This window comes from Citrobacter arsenatis (genome assembly GCF_004353845.1).
In the GTDB taxonomy this organism is placed as follows: domain Bacteria; phylum Pseudomonadota; class Gammaproteobacteria; order Enterobacterales; family Enterobacteriaceae; genus Citrobacter; species Citrobacter arsenatis.
In genome coordinates this window covers 4,225,558-4,243,609 of the sequence record NZ_CP037864.1, presented here as the reverse complement: position 1 = coordinate 4,243,609, position 18,052 = coordinate 4,225,558, and the positions used below count along the sequence as shown (strand labels likewise).

The 18,052-nt window shown below is 52.2% G+C and carries 16 protein-coding genes and 3 tRNA genes; 9 read left to right on the top strand and 10 right to left on the bottom strand.

Going from position 1 to position 18,052, the window contains the following annotated elements:
* Window positions 1-5 precede the first annotated feature (5 nt).
* Entirely contained in the window at window positions 6-1,337 is a 1,332-nt protein-coding gene (argA, locus tag E1B03_RS21405) for an amino-acid N-acetyltransferase (protein ID WP_003034012.1), read from the bottom strand.
* Between the two features lie 234 nt (window positions 1,338-1,571).
* On the opposite strand from argA, the gene amiC reads away from it, so the two are divergent.
* Window positions 1,572-2,825, top strand: a complete 1,254-nt coding sequence (gene amiC, locus E1B03_RS21400) for an N-acetylmuramoyl-L-alanine amidase AmiC (protein ID WP_103769108.1) — start codon at window positions 1,572-1,574, stop codon at window positions 2,823-2,825.
* A gap of 74 nt (window positions 2,826-2,899) precedes the next feature.
* On the opposite strand, the gene E1B03_RS21395 is transcribed toward amiC, so the two are convergent.
* From E1B03_RS21395 to E1B03_RS21385, 3 genes are all read right to left on the bottom strand, one after another.
* Window positions 2,900-2,976 (bottom strand) — tRNA-Met (locus E1B03_RS21395).
* Between the two features lie 152 nt (window positions 2,977-3,128).
* A tRNA-Met gene (locus tag E1B03_RS21390) sits at window positions 3,129-3,205 on the bottom strand.
* A 34-nt stretch (window positions 3,206-3,239) separates the two neighbouring features.
* Window positions 3,240-3,316, bottom strand: a tRNA-Met gene (locus tag E1B03_RS21385).
* Window positions 3,317-3,521: 205 nt separating this feature from the next.
* Between E1B03_RS21385 and mltA the strand changes: the two genes are divergently transcribed.
* Window positions 3,522-4,619: a murein transglycosylase A gene (gene mltA / locus E1B03_RS21380; RefSeq protein WP_003034021.1), complete on the top strand. Its 1,098-nt coding sequence runs from the start codon at window positions 3,522-3,524 to the stop codon at window positions 4,617-4,619.
* 108 nt (window positions 4,620-4,727) lie between these two features.
* Window positions 4,728-5,534 (top strand): tRNA cyclic N6-threonylcarbamoyladenosine(37) synthase TcdA, encoded by an 807-nt coding sequence (tcdA, locus tag E1B03_RS21375; protein WP_103769109.1) that lies wholly within the window; start codon window positions 4,728-4,730, stop codon window positions 5,532-5,534.
* Window positions 5,535-5,611: 77 nt separating this feature from the next.
* Here tcdA and csdE read toward each other — a convergent pair whose 3' ends face one another.
* Window positions 5,612-6,058, bottom strand: coding sequence for a cysteine desulfurase sulfur acceptor subunit CsdE (gene csdE, locus E1B03_RS21370; RefSeq protein ID WP_103769110.1), 447 nt, complete (start codon window positions 6,056-6,058; stop codon window positions 5,612-5,614).
* Entirely contained in the window at window positions 6,058-7,263 is a 1,206-nt protein-coding gene (csdA, locus tag E1B03_RS21365) for a cysteine desulfurase CsdA (protein ID WP_103769111.1), read from the bottom strand. The genes csdE and csdA overlap by 1 nt, the downstream gene beginning before the upstream one ends.
* A 192-nt stretch (window positions 7,264-7,455) precedes the next feature.
* Here csdA and E1B03_RS21360 point away from each other — a divergent pair, with 192 nt between their 5' ends.
* From E1B03_RS21360 to rlmM, 4 genes are all read left to right on the top strand, one after another.
* Complete coding sequence (locus E1B03_RS21360; RefSeq protein ID WP_016154261.1) at window positions 7,456-7,683, top strand: YgdI/YgdR family lipoprotein; 228 nt, start codon at window positions 7,456-7,458, stop codon at window positions 7,681-7,683.
* Between the two features lie 363 nt (window positions 7,684-8,046).
* A complete protein-coding gene (gene gcvA / locus E1B03_RS21355) occupies window positions 8,047-8,964 on the top strand; it encodes a glycine cleavage system transcriptional regulator GcvA (protein ID WP_003034035.1) in 918 nt (305 codons plus the stop codon).
* A gap of 18 nt (window positions 8,965-8,982) precedes the next feature.
* Complete coding sequence (locus E1B03_RS21350) at window positions 8,983-9,378, top strand: DUF423 domain-containing protein (protein WP_003034037.1); 396 nt, start codon at window positions 8,983-8,985, stop codon at window positions 9,376-9,378.
* A complete protein-coding gene (gene rlmM, locus E1B03_RS21345; RefSeq protein WP_003034040.1) occupies window positions 9,371-10,471 on the top strand; it encodes a 23S rRNA (cytidine(2498)-2'-O)-methyltransferase RlmM in 1,101 nt (366 codons plus the stop codon). The genes E1B03_RS21350 and rlmM overlap by 8 nt, the downstream gene beginning before the upstream one ends.
* A gap of 35 nt (window positions 10,472-10,506) precedes the next feature.
* On the opposite strand, the gene fucR is transcribed toward rlmM, so the two are convergent.
* The 4 genes from fucR to fucI form a co-directional block, all read right to left on the bottom strand.
* The gene (gene fucR / locus E1B03_RS21340) at window positions 10,507-11,235 is read right to left on the bottom strand and encodes an L-fucose operon activator (protein ID WP_103769325.1); all 729 of its coding nucleotides are present in this window, start codon (window positions 11,233-11,235) and stop codon (window positions 10,507-10,509) included.
* A gap of 64 nt (window positions 11,236-11,299) precedes the next feature.
* Complete coding sequence (gene fucU / locus E1B03_RS21335) at window positions 11,300-11,722, bottom strand: L-fucose mutarotase (protein WP_103769112.1); 423 nt, start codon at window positions 11,720-11,722, stop codon at window positions 11,300-11,302.
* A gap of 1 nt (window position 11,723) precedes the next feature.
* Window positions 11,724-13,142, bottom strand: coding sequence for an L-fuculokinase (fucK, locus tag E1B03_RS21330; protein ID WP_133086882.1), 1,419 nt, complete (start codon window positions 13,140-13,142; stop codon window positions 11,724-11,726).
* A 122-nt stretch (window positions 13,143-13,264) separates the two neighbouring features.
* Window positions 13,265-15,040 (bottom strand): L-fucose isomerase, encoded by a 1,776-nt coding sequence (gene fucI / locus E1B03_RS21320; protein ID WP_133086881.1) that lies wholly within the window; start codon window positions 15,038-15,040, stop codon window positions 13,265-13,267.
* Between the two features lie 464 nt (window positions 15,041-15,504).
* Here fucI and E1B03_RS21315 point away from each other — a divergent pair, with 464 nt between their 5' ends.
* Together E1B03_RS21315 and E1B03_RS21310 are read left to right on the top strand one after the other, a co-directional pair.
* Entirely contained in the window at window positions 15,505-17,004 is a 1,500-nt protein-coding gene (locus E1B03_RS21315) for a sugar ABC transporter ATP-binding protein (protein WP_103769116.1), read from the top strand.
* 3 nt (window positions 17,005-17,007) lie between these two features.
* Window positions 17,008-17,991, top strand: coding sequence for an ABC transporter permease (locus tag E1B03_RS21310; RefSeq protein ID WP_087856949.1), 984 nt, complete (start codon window positions 17,008-17,010; stop codon window positions 17,989-17,991).
* The last annotated feature ends 61 nt before the right edge of the window (window positions 17,992-18,052 follow it).

The following is an 18,052-nucleotide window of genomic DNA, read 5'->3' as shown; positions in this document are numbered from 1 at the left end:
CACTCCTATGCCAAATCCGCCATCAGCACTTTTGACCGCCGTTGATAGTTGTACATCTCTTTCTTGCTTTCCGGCAGCAGGTCGATATCCACCGGTGTGAAGCCACGTTCCTGGAACCAGTGGATGCTGCGTGTGGTTAACACAAACAGTTTGCTCAGCCCCATTTGCCGGGCCTGTGCGGCGATCCTCTCCAGCAATACTTCCCCGCGCGACGAGCTACGGTAGTCCGGATGCACCGCCACGCACGCCATTTCGCCAATTCTCTCTTCCGGGAAAGGATACAGAGCGGCGCAGGCGATGGTCAGGTTATCACGCTGAATAATCGTGAATTTGTCGATCTCCATTTCCAACTGCTCGCGTGAGCGGCGGACCAGAATACCCTGCTGCTCCAGCGGGCGGATCAGCTCCAGAATCCCGCCGATATCGTTAATGGTAGCGCGACGGATCTGCTCGGCGCTTTCCATTACGATCTGCGTACCGATCCCGTCGCGGGAGAACAGTTCCTGCAGCAAAGCGCCATCTTCCTGATAGCTGATCAGATGGCAGCGGCGTACGCCACTGCGACAGGCTTTTACCGCCCCGCGCAGGAAGCGCACCGTGCCGGAGCTGTAATCGCCTTTCTCTTCCTGCAACTCAACGCGAGCCTGGGCTTCGTTAGGAAACAGCTCGGAAATAATATCGCCGTCATCGTTGGTGACGCCCTGCGAGGAGCAAAACCCGATCATTTTCTCTGCCTTCAGTTTGATAGCCAACTGCGTGGCAACTTCTTCTGACGTCAGGTTAAAGCTCTCACCGGTGACGGAAACGGCGACCGGGCCCATCAGCACAATCGCGCCGCTGTCTAACTGGCGGTGAATGGCATCTTCATCAATACGACGAATACGTCCGCTATGGCAGTAATCTACGCCATCATCAACGCCCAGCGGCTGGGAGATAATAAAATTACCGCTGACCACATTGATGTGTGCGCCCTGCAATGGCGTATTATTCAGGCTCATCGACAGGCGGGCAGTAATATCAAGCTGAAGTAATCCCGCAGCCTGTTTGACCAGCTCCAGCGTTTTAGCGTCGGTAACGCGCGTATTTTTGTGGTACACCGGTTCATGATGATGCGCCGCAAGATTGGCATCAATCTGCGGTCGTGCGCCATAGACCACGACGAGGCGGATGCCGAGGCTATGAAGAAGACCAATGTCATTGACGATACTGGAAAAGTTTTCATGCTCGATGGCTTCGCCGCCCAGCATAATGACAAACGTTTTTCCCCGATGGGTATTGATATAGGGAACAGAATGGCGGAATCCCTGTACCAGTTCGGTTCTACGCTCCTTCACCACGGCACACCCTCATTGCATGATTATTCGTAATTTGTGTATTTTTATTCTGTTTTGAGGCTGTGCGCAAGCGTAATTTTTACCCATGCCGAAGATTTTTCTCAGTAATGCCGTGAATATAAAAAGAATGTTTACCCTTTTATAGATGACAGATTATGCGTCATTCGCTAAAGTTTCCGGTCAATTCGGACGTTTTACGTATTACCTCAATAAAGATTTCTTTTGCTCGGGAGAAGCATGTCGGGATCCAATTCAGCAATCAGTCGCCGCCGTTTACTGAAAGGTGCGGGTGCAATGTGGCTTTTGAGCGTCAGCCAGGTCGGTCTGGCTGCTGCGAGTCAGGTCGTTGCCGTTCGTATCTGGCCTGCGTCCAGCTATACCCGCGTCACGGTAGAATCTAACCGTCTGCTGAAATACAAACAGTTTGCCCTGAGTAATCCTGAGCGTGTGGTTGTGGATATTGAAGGCGTTAATTTGAACTCGGTGCTTAAGGGCATTGGTACGCAAATCCGTCCTGACGATCCGTATATTAAGTCGGCGCGCGTCGGGCAGTTTGATCCACAGACCGTGCGGATGGTATTCGAACTGAAACAGAACGTGAAGCCGCAACTTTTTGCGCTGGCGCCTGTAGCTGGCTTTAAAGAACGTCTGGTGATGGATCTCTATCCTGCGAATGCCCAAGATGTTCAGGATCCGCTGCTGGCGTTGCTGGAAGATTACAACAAGGGCGATCTGGATAAACAGGTGCCGCCTGCGCAAAGTGGCCCGCAGCCGGGTAAAGCGGGACGCGATCGTCCTATTGTCATTATGCTCGACCCTGGCCACGGCGGCGAGGATTCCGGTGCGGTGGGGAAATACAAGACGCGTGAAAAAGATGTGGTACTGCAGATCGCCCGCCGCCTGCGAGCCCTCATAGAGAAAGAGGGCAACATGAAGGTCTTTATGACGCGAAATGAAGATATCTTCATTCCGCTTAAAGTCCGCGTGGCGAAAGCGCAGAAGCAGCGCGCAGACCTGTTTGTCTCTATTCACGCCGATGCCTTTACCAGCAGACAACCCAGCGGTTCATCGGTGTTTGCGCTCTCGACCAAAGGTGCGACCAGTACCGCCGCGAAATATCTGGCGCAAACCCAGAACGCCTCGGATTTGATTGGTGGCGTCAGCAAAAGCGGCGACCGATATGTCGACCACACCATGTTCGACATGGTGCAGTCACTGACCATCGCCGACAGCCTGAAGTTTGGTAAAGCGGTATTGAACAAGCTGGGCAAAATCAACAATCTGCATAAGAACCAGGTTGAACAGGCCGGTTTTGCGGTACTAAAAGCGCCGGATATTCCCTCTATCCTCGTGGAAACAGCGTTTATCAGTAACGTTGAGGAAGAGCGTAAACTCAAAACGGCGACCTTCCAGCAGGAAGTGGCAGAGTCGATTCTGGCGGGGATTAAAGCTTACTTTGCCGATGGGGCAACGCTGGCGAGAAGGGGATAACAAAAAAGCGCTGAAAAGCGCTTTTTTTACGGACCGTAGATACAAAAAAACACCCGTCAAGGTGTTCATAATGTTGGTTGCGGGGGCCGGATTTGAACCGACGACCTTCGGGTTATGAGCCCGACGAGCTACCAGGCTGCTCCACCCCGCGTCCGTCTTTTTGCTTCGTATTTCAAACCACATCAGCGTTGGCTTTCCTCGTTCACCTCAGTCACTTACTGGAGTAAGCTCCTAAGGATTCACTGCGTCGCCGCCTTGCTGTGATTCGAACTACTTTGCAAAAATCTTGCATCAAATTTTAATTGGTTGCGGGGGCCGGATTTGAACCGACGACCTTCGGGTTATGAGCCCGACGAGCTACCAGGCTGCTCCACCCCGCGTCACCGTACTGCTTGTACTTCATCAAATTTTAATTGGTTGCGGGGGCCAGATTTGAACTGACGACCTTCGGGTTATGAGCCCGACGAGCTACCAGGCTGCTCCACCCCGCGTCCGTGGATGCGCACTATACTCTGCTCGCATTTTCATGCAACCCTTTTTTCACCGTGATCACGTTTTTAGGGTGAAAATGAACAAAAACAACGCATTCTGGATTATTTTTTGCTCAAAATTTGCGTTGGGGTATGTATACGCATTTCATTAGGTTCGGGGGTTTGTTATCTTCGTCTCGCATTCAGGCAACATAAGACGAGAACAATGAAAGGACGTTGGGCAAAATATCTTCTGGCGGGAGCAGTAGTCGCGATGCTCGCCGCGTGTTCCTCAAAACCCACCGATCGTGGGCAGCAGTATAAAGACGGGAAATTTACCCAGCCTTTCTCACTGGTGAACCAGCCTGATGCGGTTGGCGCACCAATCAATGCCGGTGATTTCGCCGAGCAGGTTAATCAAATTCGCAGCGCTTCGCCACGTTTGTACGGTAACCAGAGCAACGTCTACAACGCTATCCAGCAATGGTTACGCGCGGGCGGTGATACGCGCAGCATGCGCCAGTTTGGTATTGATGCCTGGCAAATGGAAGGGGCGGACAATTACGGTAACGTCCAGTTTACCGGTTATTACACGCCGGTGATTCAGGCGCGCCATACGCGTCAGGGCGAGTTTCAGTATCCTATCTATCGCATGCCGCCAAAACGTGGGCGCTTACCCTCCCGTGCCGAGATCTATGCGGGCGCGCTAAGTGACAATTACATTCTGGCGTACAGCAACTCCCTGATGGATAACTTCATTATGGATGTTCAGGGCAGTGGTTACATCGATTTTGGCGATGGTAGCCCGCTCAATTTCTTTAGCTATTCCGGGAAAAACGGCCACGCCTACCGCAGTATTGGCAAAGTGCTTATCGACCGTGGTGAAGTGAAAAAAGAAGATATGTCGATGCAGGCTATTCGCCATTGGGGTGAAACGCACAGCGAAGCCGAAGTGCGTGAGCTGCTGGAGCAGAACCCATCGTTTGTCTTCTTTAAACCGCAATCTTTTGCCCCGGTGAAAGGTGCCAGCGCGGTACCGCTGATTGGCCGCGCATCCGTGGCTTCTGACCGCAGTATCATTCCTGCGGGCACAACGTTACTGGCGGAAGTCCCGTTACTGGACAATAACGGCAAGTTTACCGGTCAGTACGAACTGCGCCTGATGGTGGCGTTAGATGTGGGTGGGGCGATTAAAGGGCAACACTTCGATATCTACCAGGGCATTGGCGCTGACGCCGGACACCGTGCAGGGTGGTATAATCACTATGGTCGCGTATGGGTACTGAAAACAGCGCCGGGTGCAGGTAACGTATTCAGCGGCTAACTGCCTGATGGCGGCTGAGCCTTATCAGGCCTGGTCAATAATGTAGGCCGGATAAGCGGATCGCCATCCGGCCGTCATACTGCTCGGTATTAATGAATTTGAGGTGTTATGTCTGTGGTTATTAGCGATGCCTGGCGCCAGCGTTTTGGTGGTACGGCGCGTCTGTATGGCGAAAATGCGTTGCAGCTGTTTGCTCAATCGCATGTTTGTGTCGTCGGGATTGGCGGGGTGGGATCGTGGGCAGCGGAAGCGCTGGCACGTACTGGTATTGGCGCCATTACGCTTATTGATATGGATGATGTGTGCGTCACCAATACTAACCGCCAGATCCATGCTCTGCGCGATAACGTCGGCCTGGCAAAAGCTGAAGTGATGGCAGAACGTATCCGCCTGATTAACCCGGAATGCCAGGTGAACGTGGTTGATGATTTTGTGACGCCAGATAACGTTGCTGAGTATATGAGTGCGGGTTTTTCGTATGTCATTGATGCGATTGATAGCGTGCGCCCAAAAGCGGCATTGATCGCTTACTGTCGGCGTAACAAAATTCCGCTGGTGACCACCGGCGGTGCAGGCGGTCAGATCGACCCGACGCAGATTCAGGTCGTTGATTTGGCAAAAACTATCCAGGATCCGCTGGCGGCCAAGCTACGTGAGCGGCTGAAAAGCGATTTTGGCGTGGTGAAAAACAGCAAAGGCAAGCTGGGCGTGGACTGTGTGTTCTCGACCGAAGCGCTGGTTTACCCGCAGGCAGATGGCTCGGTATGTGCGATGAAAGCGACGGCGGAAGGGCCGAAACGTATGGATTGCGCGTCCGGATTTGGTGCGGCCACTATGGTGACGGCTACCTTTGGCTTTGTAGCCGTTTCTCATGCGCTAAAGAAGATGATGGCGAAAGCGGCGCGCCTGAGTTGATTGTGTCGGATGGCGCTATGCTTATCCGACCTACGGTTCGTGCAGTATTGTAGGCCGGATAAGACGCATCAGCGCCGTCATCCGGCTTCCTGAGCAGCCTCGATAATTGCCTCGTTCAGAGCATGTAGCCCCTGGCTACGCGAGGCGCTGAGCTGCGCGCGTAAACCAAGTTCGTCAAATAATGCCATAGGTGAATGCGCCAGTAACTCGGCTGCGGTTTTACCTTCGACTGCGGTGAGTAATACCGCCAACAGCCCGCGTACTATGCGACCCTCGCTGTCACCGAAGAAATGCAGCGTGCCATTCTCATGAAGCGTATGCCCCAGCCAGACACGGTTTTCGCAACCGGCAATCTCTTTAGCCTGGGCCTTTAGCACATCCGGAAGCGCCGGCAACTGCTTACCCAGCAGAATCAGCTGGCGATATTTATCTTCCCACTGGGTGAGCGGGATAAAGGTATTGCGTAACGTCTCTTCGGTTACGGTTGTGCCAAACGGGTGTCCGGCGAACAGAGGGCTTGTCATTAATCCACCAATATTTCCAGCGCGCGGTCAACGGCTGCGACCAACGCATCCACATCACTTTGGGTATTATAAGGGGCAAATGAGGCGCGTAGCGTCCCGGATACGCCCAGTTCTGCCAGCAGCGGTTGCGCGCAGTGTTGCCCTGCGCGTAGCGCAATACCGTATTCGGCCAGCAGAGTGACCATGTCGCTGTGATGAACGCCCGCGAAATCAAAGGCTAACAGACTGGAGTCCTGGCAGCGGAAGGAACGAAATCCGGGGCGTTTCGCCAGCGCATCTTCTGCCAGCGTCGCCAGACCCCGACTCCAGTTTTCGGCCTGTGCAACGTCGACGTCCGCCAGCCATTCGAGCGCTGCGCTTAGCCCGATAACGCCAGCAACGTTAGGTGTACCGGCCTCCAGCTTCCATGGGGCCGCCTGGGTGGTGAAACCGTCGAAGCTGACTTCGCTAATCATCTTTCCGCCGCCGAGCCACGGTGACATGGCTTCCAGTAATTCAGGCTTACCGTACAGCACGCCAATGCCGGTGGGGCCATACAGCTTGTGGCCCGAGAACGCATAGAAATCAATATCTAACTGTTGTACGTCGGCAGGAAAATGCACAATCCCCTGGGCACCATCAACCATCACCACCATGCCAGCCGCATGGGCGAGCGTGATGGCGCGGGCCAGATCCGGGCAACCGCCGGTAACGTTCGACATCTGTCCGAGTGCCAGAATGCGACTGCGTGGGGTAATGAGTTGCGCAAGGCGCTCAACGTCTGGCAATAAATGGGCGTTGAGCGGCAGTCTGACGACCTTAGCCCCCGTTTGCTCTGCCACCATTAGCCAGGGCACGAGGTTCGCGTGATGCTCCGCCGCGCTAACGATAATCTCATCACCCGGTTGTAAGCGCGGCCGCGCATAGCTTTGGGCAACCATGTTGATCGCTTCCGTCGTGCCGCGGGTCCAGACGATTGTTTTGTCATCCGGTGCATTAATCAGACTTGCGACTTTTTCCCGCGCGGCTTCATAGCGTGCGGTCAGGCGCTGTGCTTCAGCAAACTGGCTGCGATGGACGTTTCCGGCGCTCAGGCTATAAAACTGGTGGGTTGCCTCAATCACCGCCTGCGGCTTCAGGGCCGTAGCAGCGCTGTCAAGATAGACGCCAGCATCGTTGAGTGCGGGAAATTGTGCGCGAAACTGCGCGGGGTTAAAAGCGTTCATGGTATTCCTCAGTTCAGTAAACCGATCGTGGCGCAAAAAGGGCATTGATACAAGGGTTGTGCTAACCATCGGAATACTCTGGATATCCTGGCAAAGCCCACTCAGTGTCTTATGCTAAATAGCGTTAGGCGAGCAATTTTGCCTGTTACGGAGTGTGTTTTTAATAGCATAAATCGCTTTAAGGAGAAGAAGATGAAAAAGACTGCCGCAATTATCTCTGCCTGTATGCTGACTTTTGCCCTGAGCGCCTGTTCCGGTTCGAATTACGTGATGCACACCAACGATGGTCGATCGATCGTATCTGATGGTAAGCCACAGACCGATAATGAAACGGGGATGATTTCGTATAAAGACGCTAACGGCAACAAACAGCAGATTAACCGTACTGATGTGAAAGAGATGGTAGAACTGGATAACTAACCGGTCGTCCATCGACAAAGAGTCGGACAAAAAAAAGCACCGCAATTTGGCGGTGCTACATTAATCACTATGGACAGACAGGGTAAATGTACAGGAAGTGAAAAAGGGTAGCCTTGCTACCATGGTCTGAATCGCAGACCAATTGCAAACACAACAACACAACATCACAACCGTAAGCCAAAAGCCCACCAGAACACGCATTCCGATAAAACTTTTCGTTCCGGCTTCAGGAAGTGCCGCCACTATAGGTATTTGCTGGTAGAACCTCAACGGACAATTTATAATGGCTCAGATAAAAAAAACTAATAGGTTACAGCCTGTTAGATAATTGTTAAATTCATTTAACATCAAAGCCTAAAAGTCATGTCAAAACGATTACCACCCTTAAATGCGTTGCGTGTTTTTGATGCTGCAGCGCGTCATTTGAGCTTTACTCGCGCAGCAGAAGAGCTTTTTGTGACGCAGGCCGCAGTAAGTCATCAAATCAAGTCTCTTGAGGATTTCCTGGGGCTGAAGCTGTTTCGTCGACGCAATCGATCTTTGCTGTTAACGGAAGAAGGTCAAAGCTACTTCCTCGACATCAAAGAGATTTTTTCGCAATTAACCGACGCGACGCGTAAACTTCAGGCACGTAGTGCAAAAGGTGCACTTACCGTCAGTTTATTGCCCAGTTTTGCGATCCAATGGCTGGTGCCCAGACTCTCTAGCTTTAACTCAGCTTATCCGGGAATCGATGTCAGGATCCAGGCGGTGGACCGTCAGGAAGACAAACTGGCGGACGATGTAGATGTGGCGATTTTCTACGGACGCGGCAACTGGCCGGGTCTGCGCGTTGAAAAATTGTACGCAGAATATTTATTGCCGGTCTGCTCGCCGCTATTACTTACCGGTGATAAACCGTTGAAGACGCCCGACGATCTGGCTAAACACACATTATTGCACGATGCGTCGCGTCGTGACTGGCAAGCCTATACGCGCCAGCTTGGCCTGAATCATATCAACGTACAGCAAGGACCTATCTTCAGCCATAGCGCCATGGTGCTACAGGCTGCTATCCATGGACAGGGGATTGCGCTGGCGAATAACGTCATGGCGCAGTCCGAAATAGAAGCCGGACGCCTGGTCTGTCCGTTTAACGATGTTCTGGTCAGCAAAAACGCATTTTATCTGGTTTGTCATGACAGTCAGGCAGAACTGGGTAAAATAGCCGCCTTCCGTCAGTGGATTTTGGCGAAAGCGGCCACGGAACAAGAAAAATTCCGCTTTCGTTATGAACAATAATTTACGTAGGGTATTCACATGACCAGCCGTTTTATGCTGATTTTTGCCGCCGTAAGTGGCTTTATCTTTGTGGCGTTGGGCGCCTTTGGGGCACACGTTCTGAGTAAAACCCTCGGTGTCGTTGAGATGGGGTGGATCCAGACTGGCCTTGAGTATCAGGCGTTCCATACGTTGGCTATCTTTGGCCTGGCCGTCGCCATGCAGCGACGCATTAGCATTTGGTTTTACTGGAGTAGCGTATTTCTGGCATTAGGAACGGTGCTGTTTAGCGGCAGCCTGTATTGCCTTGCACTCTCTCATTTACGCCTGTGGGCGTTTGTTACCCCCGTCGGCGGTTTCAGCTTCCTTGTGGGCTGGGCGCTGATGTTAGTGGGCGCTATTAGATTGAAACGTAAGGGCGTTAGCCATGAATAAGGTTGTGTTGTTGTGTCGCCCGGGTTTTGAAAAAGAGTGCGCCGCAGAAATTACGGATAAAGCAGGGCGCCGGGAAATCTTCGGTTTTGCCCGTGTGAAAGACAATGCGGGTTACGTCATCTTCGAATGCTATCAGCAGGACGATGCCGAAAAGTTAGTGAAAGAGCTGCCGTTTAGCTCGTTGATTTTTGCCCGTCAAATGTTTGTAGTGGGAGAGTTGCTGCAATATTTACCGCCGGAAGACCGCATTACGCCGATAGTCGGCATGCTGCAAGGCGTGGTGGAAAAAGGCGGCGATCTGCGTGTCGAAGTTGCTGACACCAATGAAAGCAAAGAGCTGGTTAAGTTTTGCCGTAAATTCACCGTACCGCTGCGCGCGGCGCTGCGTGAAGCTGGCGTGCTGGCAAAGTATGAAACGCCGAAACGTCCGGTGGTTCACGTCTTCTTTATCGCCCCCGGCTGTTGCTATACCGGCTATTCCTGGCCTGACAATAACTCGCCATTCTACATGGGGATTCCGCGCCTGAAGTTCCCGGCGGATGCACCAAGCCGTTCAACGCTGAAGCTGGAAGAAGCGCTGCACGTGTTTATCCCAGCCGATGAGTGGGATGAGCGTCTGGCTAACGGAATGTATGCGGTGGATTTAGGCGCATGCCCGGGCGGTTGGACCTATCAACTGGTTAAACGCAACATGTGGGTTTATTCCGTGGATAATGGTCCGATGGCGCAAAGTCTGATGGATACCGGACAAGTCACCTGGCTGCGAGAAGACGGATTTAAGTATCGCCCGAATCGCAATAACATTTCGTGGATGGTTTGCGATATGGTGGAGAAACCTGCGAAGGTTGCCGCCCTGATGGCGCAGTGGCTGGTTAACGGCTGGTGTCGTGAGACTATTTTCAACCTTAAACTGCCGATGAAAAAACGCTACGAAGAAGTGTCACAAAATCTGGCTTACATTCAGGCGCAACTTGACGAGCATGGCGTAAATGCCCAGATTCAGGCGCGTCAGCTGTATCACGACCGTGAAGAAGTGACCGTGCACGTACGCCGCCTGTGGGCTGCCGTTGGCGGTCGTCGCGACGAGCGATAAGGTAAAATTGAAGGCCGGATGAAGGGGTAAACACCTTATTCGGCCTGAATTGTTTCAATCAGCGGCGTATCCGAAACAATATGCGTCACATCATCCAGATGCCCAATCCGGGCCTCCCCCGAACGATTAAATTTACTTTTATCAATCAGTAATAATGATTGCGCTGCGCGTTTCAGCAAGATGGATTTGAAGTCCGCGTTGGTCGCGTTAGAGTCCCAGAGCGCCCCGTCACGGTCGATCCCTACGCAGGAAAAAATAAACAGGTCGATGTCGAGTGGTTTGAGCTGCGAGATGATCGAGGGGTTAACGTAGCAACCGTATTTACGCTCAAGGCGACCGCCGGAGCTAATGAGCTGAATGTGTTCGCGTTTAGCCAATTCCTGGCAAATGGGCTGGCTATTGGTAAAAACGTGAATGTTGATGTCCGGTAACTGTCGCGCCAGGTACCAGCACGTTGAGCTGGCATCTAAGGCTATCACCATTCCTTCTTCGATCCATGCCAGCGCTTCGCGGGCAATATTGGCTTTGTGGGCATAGTGGCTTTTGAGTCGCATATGAAACGGGTCGCCGCTGTCCTGATCTTCCCGGTGAATCACTTTTGCCCGTCCGTGACTACGCAACACTTTCCCCTGGGCTTGTAACTCGCTGAGATCGCGACGGATGGTCTCTTTGCTGACGTTAAGCTGCAAAGAAAGGGCTTCGGTTGTCAGGCTTTTGTGGTTAGTAAGCAGATCGACGATTGTCTTCTGGCGCGCCGCTTTCATGTACTGATCCTCATCTTTTGCTGAATGCCCGTAGTTGATGGACATTCAGCATTCAGACCAGAGATTACGGTGTTACCCCTTTTTTTAATAGAATATTCCCGTACTTTGCCCGCTCTCCTGTGATAACGATCGCAAAGGCTTTTTGCGCACGGTCATAGAAGGCATAGCGGTCAATACGCGTGATGTCCGGGCAGGGGGTCGGCAATGAAAGCGCCTGACGGTAGCGGGACTCGACATCAGGATCGAGGGTGTCGCCTTCAACAGCAGCCATCATCACCAGTGGTGGGGCGTAGCTGTCCAGTTCAAAGAGCGGAATAATCGCCTGCAACAAATCGCTGACCAGCAGGCCGTCGGCGCGGATGACCTGCGGGCCCATGCTGTGGGCCGGGAAGTGGGCATCGGAAAAGATAATCTCATCGCCGTGTCCCATTTCAGCCAGCACCTTCAGCAGATCTGGGGAAATTAAGGGAGATATCGTTTTGAGCATGTTACACGACTCCTGTCAGTTCAGCTTCGGTTTGCGGATAGAAGTAACGGTACTGGTAGCGCACCTGCGCGCGAGCCTGTTCGGGAGAGGTAAATTCCCCGATGCCTGACCAGGCAAACATCGCGGCGCCTGCCACGGTGGTTTCGGCATCATCCAGTACTTTTACAGGGATCCCGAGAACGTTCGCTTTGATCTGATTCCACAATGCGTTACGGCTTCCTCCACCAACCAATAGCAGTTCAGTGGCCTGGAAATGGCCGATTTTTTCCAGCGTGTGCAGATTTTGCTGCAGCTGTTCTGTGAGCGCTTCCAGCGCGGCGCGATAAAAGTGCCCGCGGGTGGTATTGAGCGTCACCCCTCGCCAGCCCGCATCCTGACAGGCCAGCAGGTCGCAGTGCATTTTCACGCCTTCGGCACCTGCGGGAATCGCCAGGGCTTCATCAATCAGCGTCTGCCAGGGGGTGTCGGCAGTCCACAGCAGCTTACGTACCCACTCGAGAACACCGGAAGCCAGCCACTGCATGCCGGGGTTATTCAGTCCTGCCTGGCTATCCAGTTCACAGGTGGAACCCGCGTAATGGCTGAGCTGGGAGGTATCAACCTGTGCACTGCGCACCATCAGAATCTCCCATGTTCCGGAAGAGAGCACCGGTTCATCGGGCTTGGCTCCTGCGCCAAATAGCGCAAACTGCGTGTCGTGTCCGGCAGAGATGACCGGAATTCCCGCCGCAAGCCCTAGCCGACTGGCTGCCTCTGGCTGCAGAACCCCAATCTGTTCGCCTGCTTCAACCAGGCGCGGGAACAGACGACGCGGTATACCTGTTGCCTGCAAAATGTCATGACTAAAATCGCGCTGGCGGATATCCAGCATCTGGCTGGTACCCGCCATGGTGATATCTGTGGTGAACTCACCGGTTAAACGATGGTTGATAAGCGATGAGATAAACAGCCAGGCGTGCGCCTGTTCCAGTAATTGCGGATGGTTTTCTTTCAGCCACACCAGTTTATACAGCGTGTTAAAGCTAAACGCGCCGACGCCTGAGATTTCCTGCAACTGCTGCGGTGACATATAGCGGTGGATATTTTCTATTACTGCTGCGGTGCGTGGGCATTTCCAACTGATTACCGGATACAGTTGCTTGCCGTTCTTATCAACCAGCGCGCCGTCTACGCCGAAGGTGGTGACGGCGATCCCGCGGACATGGCAGTCGGCCAGTGGCATTTTGAGTCGCTGACAGCAGTCGGCGAAGCGTTGCAGAATGGCCTCCAGTGACCATTGATGCCAGCTACTATTTTCTGTTGCGATGTCACTGGCGTTCGGAGTCGCTGCGCGGGCGACAATCTTTCCCTGTTGGTCAACGGCGATTGCCCGCACGTTGGTCGCGCCGCAGTCAAGGACCAGGATAACCTCTTGTTTCATAATTGCTCCATGGAGATTACCTATTGCCGGATGGCGGCTTTGCCTTATCCGGCCTACAAAACCGTGCGCTTCGTAGGCCTGATAAGACGCGTAAGCGCCACCATCAGACAATCGCTCGATGTTTAACGCTTATACAGCGGACCGTAGTTCTGGCAGGCGCGATAATCCTGGCCTTCCGTATCCATTCCGTGGGCTGCCCAGGCTGAAGGACGGTAAATTTTCTCGTCTTCCACGTTGTGCATGCAAACCGGGATACGCAGCATGGCGGCGAGCGTAATAAAATCGGCGCCCACGTGACCAATCGTCAGCACACCGTGGTTTGCGCCCCAGTTTGCCATCACTGAATAGACATCGCTGAACGGGCCTTTACCGGTTAAGCGCGGGGCAAACCAGGTGGTCGGCCAGGTAGAGTTGGTGCGCGCATCGAGCTGGTCATGCATATCTTCCGGTAATTCCACGCTCCAGCCTTCCGCGATTTGCAGCACCGGCCCCAGGCCTTTGATGATGTTGATGCGAGTCATGGTGAACGGCACGCCGCCCTCGGTCAGGAAGCGAGAGGAGTAGCCGCCGCCGCGGAAGTATTCGTGAATAGCCGGACACCATTCGGTTGCCGCCAGGCAATCATCGACCTCTTTTTGCGAGATTTCCCAGTGCGGCTTCATGGTCGGTTTCCCTGCGTCGTCGCGCTGTTTGCAGGAGCCGTCCAGTGCTGCCGATCCTGAGTTAATCAGGTGAATAATGCCGTGCTCAGCAAGGCCGGTCAGCGGTTTACCCGTGACGCGTTCTACCGCTTCTGGCGACCAGTAGGTGCGGACATCGGCAAAGACCTGCGCCGTGCCGGTGAGCTGATGGCCAAACAGCATCGCCACGCCGTTCAGGCTGTCGTTTTCGGTAGCGACAACGAACGGCTCGCGGATGCCATTCCAGTCAAAGGAGCTGTTGAGTAGCGCTTCGGCGGTATCGCCATTCGGGTATTGATCGGTCCAGTGACGTTGGCCCTGGAAGCCTGCGGCAATCGCGTTGTACCCCAGCGACTCTTCAACCCGACCTTTGTCGGCCAGCTTCTGGTTACCCTGCATCATGTCGCGAATGCACATGGCCATCAGCAGGCTCTCTTTCAGTACCGAACGGCTTTGCTCTGCGTTGCGCTTATATTGCTGCGCGTTCTGATCCTCGCCGTAGCGGAAGTTTCTGTCCGCCCACGCCAGCGCCATTTCCAGCTCCGCTTCGTCATAGATTTTTTGGTCGATGCGGCGACGCAGTTCGGTCATATCAACGGGTTGAACCTTCATTCCCAGCCAGGATTCAAAGAAGTTATGATCGACAATAGAGCCGGCAATGCCCATTGAAACGCCGCCTACGGACAGGTAGGTTTTGCCTTTCATACTGGCGACCGCTAAGCCCGCGCGGGCAAAGCGCAGCAATTTTTCTTCCACATCGGCAGGGATCGTGGTGTCGCCAGCATCCTGTACGTCATGACCGTAAATAGAGAAGGCAGGAAGGCCTTTTTGATTATGCGCAGCCAGCGCGGCGGCCAGATAAACGGCCCCCGGACGTTCTGTACCGTTGAACCCCCAAATAGCTTTCGGACGCATTGGATCCATGTCGATGGTTTCGCTACCGTAGCACCAGCATGGGGTAACCGTGATCGTCACACCAACGTTCAGGCTGCTGAATTTTTCTTCGCAGGCGGCAGATTCAGCCATCCCGGCAATGCAGGTATCGGCAATCACACATTCAATTTGTGCGCCACAGGCGTGACGAAGTTTCTCAGCGATCAGCGCAGCGGTGGCTTTAGCCATATTCATGGTTTGCTCTTCGAGCGATTCACGAACACCCATACGGCGCCCATCAATCACCGGACGAATGCCAATTTTCGGTAAGCTATTTTTTTTCATTCGAGGTTCCTCATCTCACTTTATGCCGTGCTGCAAAAGCGGATGTTGAACACCACTGTCGCAGTTGGCTGAATAACCAATTTTTGCTAACTCGAGTTAGCTTAGGTATCAGAGAGTTTTTTGCACAACTTTTTTGTTGTGGAACTGTGAGAGGCTTCACGAGAAGTGGTTAAAATTCGATCTGCGTCAAATAAACCAGGACGGATATTTTTAGATAAGTTCTTTTAAATTAATTGGTTGCAATAAATTGTCTGTTCAGCGTCACAGTTTTAAACCAAATGATTTGGCTAATTTGAGTAGCTAAAATAGCTTTAAAAGGCACTTCGCTAACTCGAGTTAGCATGATCGATAAAACGCATATGAACGTATAGGTAGTATTCGCATTAACGGTGACGATGGCTTCCTGGCAACGTTTTTTCGCCTGATTCACTGATTGCAGTTTCTGTATATTGAGGAAAGCAGCAATGTCTGAAACATTTTTACAGATGAGTCATATTACGAAACGTTTTCCCGGCGTATTGGCGTTGAGTAATGTGGATTTTGCTTTACGCAAAGGCGAGGTTCATGCGCTGCTGGGCGAGAATGGCGCAGGAAAGTCTACGTTGATGAAGATTTTATCCGGTGTTTATCAGCCTGATGAAGGAGATATTATTTTTGAAGGGAAATCTGTTACTTTTGCGAACCCGTTGAGCGCACAAAGCGCAGGTATCACGATTATTCACCAGGAATTCAATCTTTTTCCTGAACTCACGGTAGAAGAAAATATTTTTATTGGCAGGGAATTTTGCAAAAATAATCGCTGGCGTCTGGATGAAAAACAACAGCGACAGGCTGCTATCGATATTTTGCAAAAATTAAACCTGAATATCTCCCCAGAAACGCTGGTGGCCGATCTGACCGTTGCACAACAACAAATGGTTGAGATTGCTAAAGCGATATCGGTGAATGCCAAGATCCTTATTATGGATGAACCGACGGCGGCACTGACGGAAACGGAAATCGACAGCTTATTTCAGGTAACCCGTTTGCTGAAAGAGCAGGGAACGGGCATTGTTTATATCTCGCACAGGCTAGAAGAACTGGCGCTGATAGCCGATCGCGCGACGGTGATGAGGGATGGTCAGTTTATTGCCACTGTGGATTATGATGCGGTTAAAATTAGCGACCTGATTGCCATGATGGTGGGGCGTGACCTCGGCAATATCTATCCTCGTCGTGGACCATTGGCTCAACGTAAGCCGGTGTTGGAAGTCAGCGGTCTGACGCGCAATGGCGTACTAAACAACATTGATTTCACCCTGTATCAGGGCGAAATTTTGGGCTTTGCCGGCTTGATGGGGGCAGGGCGTACTGAGCTGGCGCGGGCGATTTTTGGTGCGGATCCCATTGACGGCGGAACCCTCAAGCTAAACGGCAAAGTTACGGTAATTAAAGATATTCCTGATGCAATCAAACAGGGTATCAGCTATTTAACCGAGGACAGAAAAAAAGAAGGACTGGCATTAGGGCTGTCCGTTGAGCGCAATATCATGTTGGGCAATTATCCTGAGTATTCCGATCGTTATGGCAATGTGGACAGTAAACGTTGTCAGAAAACCAGCGAGGAACAGGTTAAAGCCCTACGCATTAAAACACCTCATTTAGAGCAGGCTGCACTGAATTTAAGTGGCGGTAATCAGCAGAAAATTATTATTGCCAGATGGGTATGTAAAGATACCGATATTCTCATCTTTGACGAACCCACTCGCGGTATTGATGTGGGTGCCAAACTTGAAATTTATGAATTAATGAATCGACTGGTGGCAAAAGGGAAGTCAATTATCATGATCTCCTCTGAATTACCGGAAGTGCTGGGTATGTGCGATCGCATTTTAGTGATGCGTAATGGACGTATTACCGGGGAGTTAGCTTCTGATGACGCCACACAAGAAAAAATCATGCAATATGCGACGTTAGAGGACTAATTTATGACTATCTCTGTAACCTCTTCAGACAGCAATAATAAGAAAATAAAAATTAACAAAGAACTTTTAATGCGCCTTGCGCCGCTTTTGAGTCTGATTATTTTAGTAATATTTTTTAGCTTCGGTTCGCCATTTTTCTTTAACACTGAAAACATTATGACAATTGCCCTGCAAACCTCGGTAATTGGCATCATGGCGATTGGCGTTACCTTCGTCATTATCACTTCAGGAATCGACCTTTCTCTTGGCTCGGTGGTGGCCTTTTCTGGAGTTGCGGTAGGCATCTGCGCCACGCTGGGATTGCCTCTGCCCGTCTGCATTCTTGCGGGGGTGCTGGCGGGTGGATTATGCGGCTATATCAACGGCCTGCTGGTCACCAAAATGACTATCCCGCCTTTTATCGCCACGCTGGGTCTGATGATGTCTGTCAGAGGCATCAATATGGTGATGACAGATGGTCGCGCGATTTACTTCGCGGATTACCCTACCTTCAAAATGTTGGCCCAGGGACGTTTGTTTGATGTGCTGCCGTATCCCGTTTTTTACCTGGTGGTGGTGGCGTTAATCGCCGCCTACATCCTGAAGAAAACGGTGATTGGTCGCTATGTTTACGCCGTGGGTAGCAATGAGGTCGCCGCTCATCTTTCCGGTATAAAAGTTCAGCGCGTCAAAATTTTCGTCTACGCCTTTTGTGGTCTGCTGACCGGGATTGCCGGGGTGATTCTCGCCTCTCGTTTGAACTCTGGTCAGCCAACGGTCGGCGTGGGATATGAGCTGGAAGCCATCGCGGCGGTTGTTATTGGCGGTACGAGCCTGATGGGCGGAATTGGCACCATCGGCGGCACGATCATCGGCGCATTCATTATGAGCGTGCTGAAGAATGGTCTGAACCTGATGGGTGTTTCCCAGTTCTGGCAAATGGTGGCCATGGGCGTGGTAGTCATTGCCGCGGTTTATCTCGACACATTACGCAAAAAAATTCGTTGATTTACGCTCCCGGAAGTCACGGGGCATCATAACCCTGACGTTTAGGGTGACTCACTCAGAA